The sequence below is a fragment of the Acinetobacter wanghuae genome, assembly GCF_009557235.1.
In the GTDB taxonomy this organism is placed as follows: domain Bacteria; phylum Pseudomonadota; class Gammaproteobacteria; order Pseudomonadales; family Moraxellaceae; genus Acinetobacter; species Acinetobacter wanghuae.
On record NZ_CP045650.1, the window covers coordinates 1,945,679 to 1,959,998 of the forward strand.

9 protein-coding genes and 1 pseudogene are annotated in these 14,320 nt (G+C 41.9%); 9 read left to right on the forward strand and 1 reads right to left on the reverse strand.

Annotation, left to right across the window (positions count from 1 at the left end; translation table 11 throughout):
• Positions 1-21: 21 nt before the first annotated feature.
• Entirely contained in the window at positions 22-450 is a 429-nt protein-coding gene (locus GFH30_RS09180; protein ID WP_153371983.1) for a hypothetical protein, read from the reverse strand.
• Positions 451-636: 186 nt separating this feature from the next.
• Between GFH30_RS09180 and radA the strand changes: the two are divergent.
• The 9 genes and pseudogenes from radA (at position 637) to GFH30_RS09225 (ending at position 14,285) form a co-directional block, all read left to right on the forward strand.
• A pseudogene (gene radA, locus GFH30_RS09185) lies at positions 637-2,026 on the forward strand (DNA repair protein RadA).
• Positions 2,027-2,159: 133 nt separating this feature from the next.
• Positions 2,160-3,164, forward strand: coding sequence for a Tim44 domain-containing protein (locus GFH30_RS09190; RefSeq protein ID WP_153371985.1), 1,005 nt, complete (start codon positions 2,160-2,162; stop codon positions 3,162-3,164).
• A gap of 154 nt (positions 3,165-3,318) precedes the next feature.
• The gene (locus tag GFH30_RS09195; RefSeq protein ID WP_153371987.1) at positions 3,319-3,843 is read left to right on the forward strand and encodes a tetratricopeptide repeat protein; all 525 of its coding nucleotides are present in this window, start codon (positions 3,319-3,321) and stop codon (positions 3,841-3,843) included.
• A 497-nt stretch (positions 3,844-4,340) separates the two neighbouring features.
• Positions 4,341-5,723 carry an adenosylhomocysteinase gene (gene ahcY, locus GFH30_RS09200; RefSeq protein WP_153371989.1) on the forward strand — a complete coding sequence of 461 codons (1,383 nt, stop codon included), beginning with the start codon at positions 4,341-4,343 and terminating at the stop codon, positions 5,721-5,723.
• Between the two features lie 188 nt (positions 5,724-5,911).
• The gene (gene metF / locus GFH30_RS09205) at positions 5,912-6,748 is read left to right on the forward strand and encodes a methylenetetrahydrofolate reductase [NAD(P)H] (protein ID WP_153371991.1); all 837 of its coding nucleotides are present in this window, start codon (positions 5,912-5,914) and stop codon (positions 6,746-6,748) included.
• A 33-nt stretch (positions 6,749-6,781) separates the two neighbouring features.
• On the forward strand, positions 6,782-7,492 hold the full coding sequence (locus tag GFH30_RS09210; protein ID WP_153371993.1) for a 16S rRNA (uracil(1498)-N(3))-methyltransferase: 711 nt from the start codon (positions 6,782-6,784) through the stop codon (positions 7,490-7,492).
• Between the two features lie 181 nt (positions 7,493-7,673).
• On the forward strand, positions 7,674-10,547 hold the full coding sequence (locus tag GFH30_RS09215) for a putative bifunctional diguanylate cyclase/phosphodiesterase (RefSeq protein ID WP_153371995.1): 2,874 nt from the start codon (positions 7,674-7,676) through the stop codon (positions 10,545-10,547).
• Positions 10,548-10,689: 142 nt separating this feature from the next.
• Positions 10,690-12,969: an NADP-dependent malic enzyme gene (locus GFH30_RS09220; protein WP_153371998.1), complete on the forward strand. Its 2,280-nt coding sequence runs from the start codon at positions 10,690-10,692 to the stop codon at positions 12,967-12,969.
• Positions 12,970-13,052: 83 nt separating this feature from the next.
• Positions 13,053-14,285, forward strand: coding sequence for a multifunctional CCA addition/repair protein (locus GFH30_RS09225; protein WP_153372000.1), 1,233 nt, complete (start codon positions 13,053-13,055; stop codon positions 14,283-14,285).
• Positions 14,286-14,320 lie beyond the last annotated feature (35 nt).

Consider the following 14,320-nt stretch of genomic DNA (forward strand, 5'->3'; position numbering starts at 1 on the left):
TTTTTTATTTTAACGATTCATTTATGACGGCACGCCATCCCAATCATCGTCATCAAATCCATCATGAATTTGTGGGTCAAGACCGGCTTGGCGATCTGCTTCAATTTCTAGCGCCAATTCTAAAGACAACGTGAAAAATAAAATTCCATCGATTTTCATATTGCCCTGTTCATCTTCTAAGTATTCACTGAGCACTTGGAAATCAGGATTGGAAATATCAAAAGGCACGTCGATATACAAGTCACCTGAATAAGTTTCTAATGTTTCGTTTTGCTCAATTCCAAAACAAGCTTTAAAGCCAATATTGTGTTGCTCAAGCCATCCCATAAAGTTTTGACGAATCGCATCTGGATCTTGGGCATGCTGTTTATAATTCTCAAAATGAACAAACAACACATCACGGTTTTTTTCGCGTGCGATCGCATCAATATGTTGTAGCAATTGTGGCATGTTGTGTTCCATTTCAAATTAGCAAGATTGACATTATAAAGCCTGTAATCGAATGAATGTCAGATCAATACAAATTAAAACGACAATCCATGTCATACATCGCTACATTTTCACTGCAATGACATGGATTTGCCACGCGTTCAAGGCTATGCTGTATTACCCTTTGTTATTTGTACATGCATTATTATGGCTAAAGCAAAAAGTGTATATCGTTGTGAACAATGTGCTGCTGATCATCCAAAATGGTCCGGCCGGTCAATGTTCTGAATGTGGTGCGTGGAATAGCTTATTAGAAGTCAGCATTGCACCCGCGGTAACACATCGTGCTCAGCCAAAAATCGGTGGCTATGCCGGTCAAGTCTCTGCCATTTCAACCTTAAATGAAGTTTCTATTTCACATGAATCGCGTTTGCCAACGGGTATTAGTGAATTTGATCGCGTCTTAGGCGGTGGGCTCGTCACAGGCTCCGTGGTCTTAATTGGTGGTGATCCGGGCATTGGTAAATCGACCATTTTGCTTCAAACCGCAACGCACATGGCATCGCCAAAAAGTCCTGCACTTTACATCACGGGTGAGGAATCGTTATCACAGGTTGCTTTACGCGCGCAGCGTTTAGATCTTGCGATTGATCAACTCAAAGTCATGGCAGAAACGTGTGTCGAACGTATTTGTGAAGTATTGGCACAGCATCGCCCTGCGGTCGCCATTCTTGACTCGATTCAAACCTTATATACCGAAACCTTACAATCTGCACCGGGTGGTGTTTCACAGATTCGTGAATCGGCAGCCTTGCTGACCCGCTTTGCAAAAAATAGTGGCACGTCGTTGTTTTTAGTCGGTCATGTGACTAAAGAAGGTGCTTTAGCGGGTCCGCGTGTTTTAGAACATATGGTCGACTGCGTGTTGTATTTTGAAGGACAATCTGATTCCCGCTACCGTATGATTCGTGCCGTCAAAAACCGTTTTGGTGCCGTGAATGAATTAGGCGTTTTTGCCATGACCGATAAAGGTCTACGTGAAGTGTCCAATCCGTCTGCCATTTTCCTGAGTCGTTATGATGAAGCGATTCCGGGTTCAATTGTGATGATTAGTCGCGAAGGCACACGCCCACTGTTGGTTGAAGTACAGGCTTTAGTCGATGATGCACATGGTCAACCGCGCCGAGTGGCTTTAGGTCTAGATCAAAACCGATTAAATATGCTGCTTGCGGTGATGCACCGTCATGGTGGTGTACAAACATCGGGGCAAGATGTTTATGTCAATATTGTCGGTGGTTTAAAAATTACCGAAACAGGCTCCGATTTGGCTGTTTTACTGGCATGTGCTTCGAGTATTCGTGGTAAAGCTTTACCACAGCAATTAGCAGTCTTTGGAGAAGTCGGTCTTTCTGGCGAAATTCGCCCCGTACCAAATGGTCAAGAGCGTTTAAAAGAAGCCATTAAACATGGTTTCAAATATATTATTGTGCCGCGTGGCAATGCACCACAGAAAAAAGTCGAAGGCGTGCAAATTATCGCGGTGGCGCGTTTACATGAAGCATTAACTGAGGCCATGAACCTGAGCGATGAAACTTAAAAAGGATCATCTTGCGCTTCATGTGATTTATTTGGTTATTTTCAAGAAAAAAACAGTTTTTTCATTGAAATTACATATAAAGCCTATATAAATATAAAGTCCAAATACGTTTTTATTAACATAGGAAAATTGAATGGAAGTTCGACAGCGTGCTTTGATCGCAGGTTTTTTATCAGCAGCATTATTAATTGCACCTTTAACTGCTGAGGCAAAACGTGCGGGTGGTGGTAAAAGCCATGGTATGCAACGTTCTGCGACACCTACGCAGTCTTATCAACAGCCTCGTCAAGCGGCTCCTGTACAACAAGCGCCAACTGCTGCTGCGCCTGCTAAATCAGGTCCGGGTGTAGGTGGTATGGTTGCTGCGGGTGTTGCTGGTGCTGCAATTGGTGCGGTAGCGGCAAATGCAATGGCTGATGACAACAACGCGGTTGCGGCATCTGATGCGCAAGCACAAGCTGCTGCACAGCAAGAAGAGGAAAAAGGTGGAATCCCTGGTTGGATTTGGATCTTACTCGCTGCTGCTGTTGCCTTCTTCATTTTCCGCAAGATGGGCGCAAAAAAAAAACTAGCGTCTAATCCATACGCACCAAACAATGGTGCTGCACCGTCAGCACCATTTGGTCAAGCGCCAGCTGCACCACGCTCTAATGACAATACCAATATCTTTGGTCAAAATGTCGGTGGTCAAGCGCCAAGCCAAGCACCATTTGGTTCAGCGCCTGCTACACCTTTTGGCGCTGCATCAAATAGCAGTGGCAATCAATTGCCAGACGGTACTGAACCTGCTGCGTTTTTACGTGTTGCCCGTCAACGTTTTAATCATATTCAATCGATGAATACAGCGAGCAATATTTCAGAAATTCAGCGTTATTTAACTCCTGATCTTTACCAATCGATGTATAACGACATCATGGCCAATCAAGATCAAGACGTTGCTGAATTTTCAAACTTAAACGCAATGGTAAGCAGTTCGTCAACTGAAAATGGTCAGTATGTTGTGAGTGTTCGCTTCACTGGTACAGTAAGTGAAGACCTAAACAGCTTGCCACAGCCATTTGCTGAAATTTGGCACTTTGTAAAACCTGCTGGCTCAACCCAAGAATGGTTGGTTGCAGGTATTCAACAAGAGCAATAATTTAAAATATTGTGAGTCAAAACAGCGGCGATATGCCGCTGTTTTGCATTTCTATTCTTCAAATCTTTAACCGCACTGTTTATTTCATTGTTCTCTCATTCGCTTTTTTCACGCAAAGCTTTAAACTAAGGCTCATTTTTTGCGAGATTTTAAAATGGCTGAGCGTATTTCTCCCCCTGCTGCCCTGTCTAACCGCGCCCTTGCTGGCGACGCTGAAGCTCAATTTGAGCTTGCTGAACTGTATATGCAAAGCGAACATGATGATGACATCATTCTTGCGGAAGAATGGGCATTAAAAGCAGCGGATGGCGGTTTAGTAGAAGCAATGTATTGGCTCGGTGAAGGTTATACCGTTTATGCCAAAGAACTTGTCGAGGAAGACCCAGCAGAATCAAAAGCTCACTTTGAGTTAGCCTATTACTGGTTAAGCAAAGCCAATATGAAGCAACATCCTGCAGCGACACTTGAACTTGCGAACTTTTACCGTCGTGGCGATGTCATTGAAAAAGATGTTGAAAAATCGATCTCGTTGGTGAAACAAGCTGCGGAATGGGGCGAATACCAAGCAATGCGCGACCTTGCTTTCATTTATGAAAATGGTTTAGGCACTGATGTAGATGAGGAAAAAGCTGCGCTTTGGACAGCAAAAGCCGATGCATTAGAACAAGCCAATTCGTAATTCAGTTAAGCCTATCGAAAGATGGGCTTTTTTAGATCTAAGGACTAAATCATTATAGAAGAGTTGACTTTTCTCAGTTTTTCTAAACTTGGCTAAAGTTCTAGGCTGCCCACTCATTTTTGTTAAATCATATCAATCTCTCGACCATCATCTTTAACAAGTACGTTCACCCTGCTCGCTTATGGAATCTCTAGCGTTTAAGCTCGCTGTTCATATTTAGATTTACTTATGAATCATCAATTTTAGTGATAATTTTTATAATTTATTCAGTCACACAATTGCTCATATTCAGTCAGAAATTAAACAATATCAGATTGGAAGCCTGTAGATTTCCAAGTACAATGTTTTCCAGTCGAGGGATGCTGCGACGTTTTCACACGTTATTTTTAAATGACCATGTGAAATCGCTAGGCTCGACGATACGGTTAAACATTCGATTTGACCAACAACGGCATCCGCGAACTGAATGATCAATTATTTTAATTAAGGAGATCGTGATGAACGCGGTTAATGCTTCATTTACAGATTATAAAGTTGCCGACATCAATCTAGCTGACTACGGCCGTAAAGAAATCAAACTTGCTGAAGCAGAAATGCCAGCCCTCATGGGTCTGCGTAAACGCTATTCAGCTGCAAAACCACTTGCAGGCGCGAAAATTCTCGGCTGTATCCACATGACCATTCAAACTGCTGTTTTGATTGAAACATTAGTTGAACTGGGTGCAGAAGTTCGTTGGACGTCTTGTAATATCTTCTCTACTCAAGACCATGCTGCTGCGGCAATTGCGGCTTCTGGTATTCCAGTTTTTGCTTGGAAAGGCGAAACAGAAGAAGAATACATGTGGTGTCTTGAACAACAAATCAATGTAAACGGCACACCTTGGGATGCCAACATGATTCTGGATGATGGCGGTGATTTAACTGCTGTTGTTCATGAAAAATATCCAGAACTGATTGCTAAAATTCACGGGATTACTGAAGAAACCACAACAGGCGTACAACGTCTTTTAGAAATGTGGAAAGACGGTTCACTCAAAGTGCCTGCAATTAACGTGAATGATTCAGTGACCAAATCTAAAAACGACAACAAATACGGTTGCCGTCACTCACTGAATGATGCGATCAAACGCGGTACAGACATGCTGTTATCAGGTCGTCGTGCACTTGTGATTGGTTATGGTGACGTCGGTAAAGGTTCTGCTCAATCACTTCGTCAAGAAGGCATGATTGTTCGCGTGACTGAAATCGATCCAATCTGTGCAATGCAAGCCTGCATGGATGGTTACGAAGTCGTATCTCCATACAAAAATGGTGTTCAAACTGGCAAAAAAGAAGACGTAAATGTTGAGCTTCTTCAAAATACAGATTTACTTGTAACAACAACAGGTAACTACCATGTTTGTGACTCAGCGATGCTTGATACATTAAAAGCAGGTGCTGTTGTTTGTAACATCGGTCACTTCGACACTGAAATTGACACCAACTATTTACGTGGTTACAAATGGGTTGAAGTTAAACCTCAAGTTCACCAAGTATATCGTTCAGAAAATGACAGCGATTACCTGATTCTTCTTTCTGAAGGTCGTTTGGTGAACCTTGGTAATGCAACAGGTCACCCATCACGCGTGATGGATGGTTCTTTTGCAAACCAAGTCTTGGGTCAAATGCACTTGTTCGCCGAGAAGTTTGCTGATCTTCCTGAAGATCAGAAACAAGCAGCAATTCGTGTTGAACTACTTCCTAAGAAATTAGACGAAGAAGTGGCTGCTGCAATGGTTGCAGGTTTCGGTGGTGTTCTGACTCAATTGACCCAAGAACAAGCTGACTACCTTGGTGTGAAAGTGGAAGGTCCGTTTAAATCGGATGCTTATAAATACTAAGTTTTTCGATTTTCACCTCTCCCCAACCCTCTCCTACAAGGAGAGGGAGACTTCCATTGTGAAATACAGTTACAGATTTAATCCTCAATATCTCTAGCTAACACAATGGATATCCCTTCTCCCTCTGGGAGAAGGTTAGGAAGAGGGTAATCCATAAAATAAAAGTATTTATAAAACAGGATTTAAACATGTCAAAACGTATTCCAATCTCATTTGAGTTCTTCCCAACTAAAACTGATGTTGGTGCAGAAAAACTCATTACAGTTCATCAAGAACTACAATTATTAAACCCTGAATTCTTTTCTGTAACTTATGGCGCAGGTGGTTCGACACGTGAACGCACATTGTCTACGCTTGCAGATTTCAATGGCAAAGGAACACCTGTTGCCCCTCACCTGTCTTGTATTGGCGACAGCAAAGCACGTATTGCTGAACTTTTAGACCTGTATAAATCACAAGGGATTAATCGTATCGTTGCACTACGTGGTGATTTACCTTCAGGTCAGGTGGGTCTTGGCGAACTACCTTATGCAACCGACTTAGTTCGATTTATTCGTGAACATTCAGGTGATCATTTCCATATTGAAGTGGCGGCTTATCCTGAAATGCATCCGCAAGCAGAAAACTTTGATCTCGACATCAAACGTTTCTGTGACAAAGCCAATGCAGGCGCGAATGCAGCACTTACACAGTTCTTCTTTAATCCAGATGCCTACTTCTACTTTGTTGATCGTTTGCAAAAAGAAGGGGTTCATATTCCTGTTGCACCGGGTATTATGCCAATTACCAATGCCAGCAATTTAATTCGCTTTGCAGATGGTACAGGTGCTGAAGTGCCACGTTGGATTCGTAAACAATTGGCAACTTATGGCGATGATACGGCTTCAATTAAAGCTTTTGGTCATGAAGTGATCATTAAACTGTGTGAACGTCTCATTGCAGGTGGTGCACCGAGCTTGCATTTCTATACAATGAACACCACTGATCCAACACGTCAGCTTGTGCTTGATCTTGGTTTAGCATAAGCCAGTAAACGCCTATTTGAGAGTAAGATTTTAATGCCACGTTTTTATATAGAAACTGATTTAGCAGTCGATAGCACTGTTGAACTGACTGAAACAGTTTTTCATCACTGGGTTAAAGTATTACGTGCTCAAGTGGGCGAAAAAGCGACCTTATTTAATGGTCAAGGTGGCGAATTTGAAGCAGAACTGATCGAAGTTGCTAAAAAATCAGCCGCCGTTCAGATTAATCATTTTAATCCTGCCAATCGCACGCCTAAATTTACAGCCTTACTCGGACAAGTGATGAGTAAAGGTGATCGCATGGATTATGCGATTCAAAAAGCAGTTGAACTCGGTGTTTCTGAGATACAACTGCTGACGTCTGAACGCTGCGAAATGCGTCTTAAATATGACCGCGATCAGAAGAAACTCGATCATTGGCAAGGTATTGCCATTGCTGCCTGCGAACAATGTGGTTTAAACATCGTGCCTAATATCCTCCCCCCTGTTTCATTGGAAAAATGGTTAGCAACGGAACTGCCTACGACGAAATTAGTGCTCGCACCGAATAAAGATGAAGTGGATGTTCTTACAGATGCCAGTTCTGAATTGGCACTGCTCATTGGCCCTGAAGGTGGTTTAAGCGAAGATGAGATTGCATCGGCAAATGCGCAAGGTTTCCAAAACTGGTGTATTGGTGAACGTGTGCTTCGAACGGAAACAGCACCCGTGGTTGCCCTATCGATTTTAAATTATAAATTTTAACGTTTAAAATCACATAAAATTTTCTTGCAGTTTTGGTTGATTTTTATACTTAAGCAATTTAGTCTTAAGTGAATAAAAATTAATGAATATTTTTTAGATGATGTGCTTGTATAGGGACATAAAAAACAACAATGCAGCATAAGACTATATCCGTCTAGGAAGCAGATAAGGCACTAAATACATGGTTCATCACCAAAAAGACTATATACAGCAGCACCTCAACAGTGCGCAAATTACCAATACGCTTCGCCATAGTCGATACTTTTTAATCAGTATTTTGATTATTTGCTTATATATCTTTTGCGTTTATTTATTGCATTACCAGCCAACTGAACTTTACTTTAATGTTTGGTTTGTAGGTACTGAAATTATGGTGAGCCTCTGTTGGCTCATCAACACCTTATATTTTAAGCCCGGACAATATCATTTACGCACCGCCCATCGTTGGCTCAACACACAATGCCTGCTGATTGGGGCATGTATCGCCATTGGCATTTATACCATTTATATCTATTTACCAAGTGTGAATGCACAGTTTACAGCCATTCAAGCACTGACGCTTTCTGCGCTGCTACTGATTGTAACCCAAGCCTTTGGTCTGACTTTTTTAACCCAAAAACCCAGTTACTTCTGCTTAGTCTTTTTGCCTTGTTTAATTCCGTTCTTCTTCTCACAAATATTTGAAAACAACGATAATCTCTTTCTTGGTTTATCGCTCAATTTTGCGGTACTCGTGATTTTATTTTGTGCCTCAAGTAGTTATCGCATTCATAAACGTACTTCTCGCCTATATGCAGAAAATAGTTTATTGGTTTCTGATGCCAAACAGCAAGTGGCATGGACAGATGAGCTCTGCCAACAATTGCAACAAGAAGTCAATAAATCGAAAGATATTGAAATGCAATTGCAGCTGAACAATCAATTGTTGGAACAGAAAGTACGTGAACGTACCTATGATATTCATCAAATGAATCATGACTTACAGAATCAGAATCAAAACTTAGAATTGGCACATGAAATTGCGGGAATTCGGCCTTGGGATTGGAATATTAAAGATCGTGTGATTACCCTTACCAATCATATGCACGAAAAAGTCTCTCGCGATTCTAAAGATCATCATGCACAGCTGCATGACATTATTCATCCTGATGACGTCGATTACTTTAAAAGTAATATGAAACAACATTTACGTGGTCAGGCGGAACGTTACGAAGCAACCTATCGCATTCAACAAACTAAAGGCGTTTGGAGTTGGGTGCATGACATTGGACGCGTCATCAGTCGCGATCCAAAGACCAATAAACCCTTACGTATGGTCGGCATTCGTCGTGATATTCAAAATGAACGCACATCTCAGGAACGTTTAAAACTTGCAGCCAGTGTGCTTGAACAAGCTGCTGAAGGTATTTTCATCTTAAACGAAGACTTACTGTATATCGATACCAATCCTTTCTTTGAACAGTTGTCTGGTTTTGAGCGCGAGCAAATCATTGGCAAGCATTTATTTGACATCACTGCCAATTATAAATCTCAACAACGCAGTACGCATTCCAACATCATCAAACAGGTCATGAAAATTGGCTCATTCGATGGTGAAATTAATGAGAAGTTCTTGTCAGGCAAAGAAATGGCATTATGGCTACACATTAATGCCATTACCGATGATGAAGGACGCGTTACCCATTATATTGGGATTGTTTCGGATTTAACTGAACGCAAGCATCAAGAACAACGTCTGTCTTATTTAGAAAATTACGACACACTGACGGATTTGCCGAATCGTTTTTACTACAACTATCAGTTACATCAGTATTTAGTGACGCAAAAAGATTCGATTAAGCAGATGGCTGTGATTCGGATCAATATTGATCGCTTCCGCCCACTGAATGAATATTTAAGTCATAACGGTGGTGACGAGTTATTGCGTCAAGTGGCACAAAGACTACGTATTACCAATGCTGAAGCACTGTTTGTCGCTCATCTTAATGGCGATGATTTTGCGATTTTGTATGAAATCTCTCATATTCGCCCATCGGTGCAAGAACATTGTGATCGCATCAGTAAAGCCTTTTCTCAACCGTTTAATGTGTTGGGACAAGATTATGTCATCACCTTATCGATGGGGATCGCGTTCTATCCTGATCACGGTCGTCAGTTGGATTATTTAAATAACTGTGCCGAACAAGCGTTGGCTGAAGCAAAAGCCTTAGGCGGCAACACCATTCGCTTCTATTCTAGTGAAAATACTGCCCTACTTGAGCAAGGGATTTTCATTGAACGTGATTTGCGTAAAGCCATTAAAAATAATGAATTAGTGGTGTATTACCAACCAAAGATTCATATTACGAATCAACATATTTATGGGTTTGAAGCCTTAGTGCGCTGGCAACATCCTGAAAAAGGCATTATTCCACCGGGCATGTTTATTCCCCTTGCCGAGCAAACCAGTCTCATTTCTGAAATTGGTCGTTTGGTCATTCGTGAAACAGCCAAACAGATTCGGCAATGGAACGATGAAGGCTTCCGTGATATTTGTGTCTCGGTCAACATTGTGGCGCAGCAGTTACGTCGCGGACAACTATTAGATGACTTAGATCAAGCCATTGAATCGACAGGAATTTCAGGTAAAAGCCTTGAGCTTGAAATTACTGAATCATCATTGGTTGAGAATTCAGATTCCGTGATGAATTTGCTCAATGAGATTAAAGAGCGGCATATTAATATTTCACTCGATGACTTTGGCACAGGCTATTCATCACTTTCTTATCTTGCTGACTTCCCGATTGATATTTTAAAAATTGACCGTAGCTTCGTTTCTAAGATTGGTGATAAAAAACAGGAAGCCATTGTAAGTGCGATGGTTGCCATGGGTAAAGCCATGGGCATGACCGTCGTCGCTGAAGGCATTGAGACCGTGGAGCAACTTGAATATTTACGTGAATTAAAATGTGATATTGCACAAGGCTTCCTATTTTCAAAACCCTTGCCTATTAAAGAAGCCAGTGAATATCTCGCACAAACGAAACTTAATTTAAGTTATAGCTATCAAGTCTAACTTAATCGGTGAAATTACTAAGGTTGTTTGAAAAACAGCCTTTTTTAACTGTGATAAACAACAAACAAATGGTATATTCAAGGACATAAATTAAACTTTATTACCCCGCCGGGGGGTAATCATTGCAACGATCGAGAGACAGATGGACGAACAATCTTTAAAGCAACAGGCACTGTATTATCACGAATTTCCAACTCCCGGAAAAATTAGCGTTACACCAAGTAAACAACTGGTCAACCAACGTGACTTAGCCCTTGCTTATTCTCCTGGCGTTGCTGCACCGTGTCTTGAAATCGAGCGCGATCCGTCTACAGCTGCTTTATATACTGCACGCGGCAACTTGGTTGCTGTTATTACCAACGGTACAGCTGTATTGGGTTTAGGCAATATCGGGCCACTTGCATCAAAACCTGTCATGGAAGGTAAAGGTGTACTATTTAAAAAATTTGCAGGCGTTGACGTTTTTGACATCGAAATTGATGAAAATGATCCAGACAAAATTGTCGATATCGTTGCTTCATTAGAACCTACTTTCGGTGGGATTAACCTTGAAGATATCAAGGCACCAGAATGCTTCTATATTGAGCAAAAACTTCGTGAACGCATGAATATTCCTGTATTCCACGATGATCAACACGGTACTTCCATTATTGTTGGTTCAGCATTGCTCAATGCTTTGCAACTTAACGGCAAAAAAATTGATGAAATCAAAATTGTCGCTTCAGGTGCAGGTGCTGCTGCACTGTCTTGTTTGAATCTGCTTTGTGCCTTAGGTGCGAAAAAAGAAAACATTACGGTTGCCGATTCACGTGGCTTGCTCACAACAAAACGTGAAGGCTTAGATGAATCTAAGAAAGCCTATGTACAAGACATCGAAGGTACGCAGTTAAGCGATGTTATGTCTGGTGCGGATATGTTCTTAGGTCTGTCTGCTGCAGGTATCTTGACCCAAGATATGGTGAAGCAAATGGCAAAAGATCCAATTATCTTTGCCCTAGCCAACCCAGATCCAGAAATTCTACCTGAACACGCACATGAAGCGCGTTCTGATATCATTATGGCAACAGGTCGCTCGGATTATCCAAACCAAGTGAACAACGCGCTCTGTTTCCCGTACATCTTCCGTGGCGCGCTTGATGTTGGCGCAACAACGATTAACGAAGAAATGAAAATCGCGTGTGTACATGCGATTGCACGTATGGCACATGTTGAAGCAGATGCATCTACTTATGGCGAAAAATCAGCTTCATTTGGTCGTGAATACCTGATTCCAGGTCCACTCGATCAACGTTTGATTCTTGAAATCGCACCTGCTGTTGCACAAGCAGCGATGGATTCTGGTGTTGCAACACGCCCAATCAAAGATTTCTCACACTATCGTCAACGTTTGTCTGAGTTTGTCTATAACTCTGCATTCATGATGAAACCAATCTTTGAGCAAGCGAAATCAAATCCTAAGCGCATTGCTTATGCGGAAGGTGAAGATTTACGCGTACTTCGTGGCGTGCAAATCGCGGTGGATGAAGGCTTAGCACAACCCATCCTTGTTGGTCGTCCTGCGATCATTGAAGCGAATATCAAGAAATTAGGTTTACGTCTTGAAGATGGTGTCAATGTCACTATTGTCGATCAAGAAAAAAATCCAAATTACGAATTATTCGCAGATGATTACTACAGCATCATGCAACGTAAAGGGGTTACACCTGAGTATGCACAACGTGAAACACGTCGTCGTTCAACGTTAATTGCTGCCATGTTAGTGAAACATGGTTTGGCTGACGGTATGCTATGTGGTACTTATTCAAGCTACGATATTCATTTAGATTTCGTACGTAATATTATTGGCTTGAAAGAAGGTCGTAATAACTTCTTCACACTTAATGCATTAATGCTTGAAGATCGTAACTTATTCATTGCAGATACGTATATCAACCGCAACCCAACCGCTGAACAGCTTGCTGAAATGACCATTTTGGCTGCTGAAGAAGTGCGTCGTTTTGGTATGACACCACGTATTGCTCTTCTTTCTCATTCAAGCTTCGGTTCTGATCAAGATGATGCTAGCGCGAAGAAAATGCGCCAAGTGTATGACATCTTGTCTGAAATTGCGCCTGAACTTGAAGTTGAAGGTGAAATGCACGGTGATGCAGCATTGGATGAAAATATTCGCCAATTTGCATTCCCGAACTCACGCTTTAAAGGTGCGGCAAACTTATTAATTATGCCAAATCTGGATGCAGCGAATATTTCATTCAACTTGTTAAAAGCAACGTCGGGTAATAATGTAACGATTGGTCCAATCTTACTTGGTGCTGCAAAACCTGTACATATTCTCACCCCGACAGCAACAACACGTCGTGTCGTAAATATGACAGCGTTAACAGTCGCTGAAATTCAGCAAGCTGAGCAAGACGCACTTTAAGAAAACGACGCGAAAGCCACGTTTCTTGACTTGAGAAAACCTCTATTCTGTAGCATGATGCTTCTAAGAATAGAGGTTTTTTCATGCAAGTTTATTTAGTAGGCGGTGCAGTTCGGGATCACTTGCTCGGACACCCCTATCACGAAAAAGATTATGTCGTTGTCGGTGCAACACCCGACCAATTACTTTCCGCGGGTTATCAACCTGTTGGGAAAGATTTTCCTGTGTTTTTACATCCCGAAACAAAAGAAGAATATGCACTTGCACGCACGGAACGTAAATCTGGCACGGGCTATCATGGCTTTGCCTTTTATACAGACGTCAGTGTCACCCTAGAAGAAGATCTTATTCGTCGTGATTTAACCATTAATGCCATGGCGATGGATGATGATGGAAATATCTACGATCCCTACGGCGGTCAAGCCGATTTAAAGCAACGTTTATTACGTCACGTTTCCGAGGCCTTTGTCGAAGATCCATTACGTGTACTGCGTATTGCGCGTTTTGCTGCACGTTATCATCGTTTAGATTTTAAAGTTGCGCCTGAAACCCTAAGCTTAATGCAAACATTGTCTGAATCTGGTGAATTGAATGCGCTGACACCTGAACGTGTCTGGAAAGAAACCTCCCGCGCACTGATGGAACGTGATGCAGATGTCTACTTTGAAGTATTACGTTCTTGCGGTGCTTTAAAGGTTTTATTCCCTGAAATCGATGCGCTATTTGGAATTCCACAGCGCCCTGAATATCATCCAGAAATTGACTGTGGTATTCACACCCTAATGTCCTTACAGCAGGCATGTCGTCAAAATTACAGCTTAGATGTGCGTTTTGCCGTATTAGTACACGACTTAGGTAAAGCCCTAACACCACAGGATGAATGGCCACGTCATATCATGCATGAAGAACGTGGCGTCAAACCCGTCACTGAAGTATGTGATCGTTTGAAAGTGCCAACAAATACCAAGCAACTCGCTATTGCGGTATGTAAAGAACATTTAAAATGTCATCAAGCATTGAATTTAAAGCCCGGCACACTATGGCGTCTCTTACAACGTTTAGATGTATTACGTCGTCCTGAACGAGTAGAAGCCTTTATTCAAGCCTGTGAATGTGACTCTCGTGGTCGTTTAGGTTTAGAAAATCGGGATTATGCTCAAGCACAATATGTTCGTGAAGCCATGGAATTGGTGCGTAATATTAAAGCACAAGACCTACCACCCGAGGTCAAAGGTGCGGACATTGGTGAAATGCTGATTGAACGTCGGATTCATGCTTTGGCAGAACTCAAAGAACAGCATAGTGCAGTTATCTAAAACAGCGCCTCAGGGCGCTTTTTTATGACAAATGA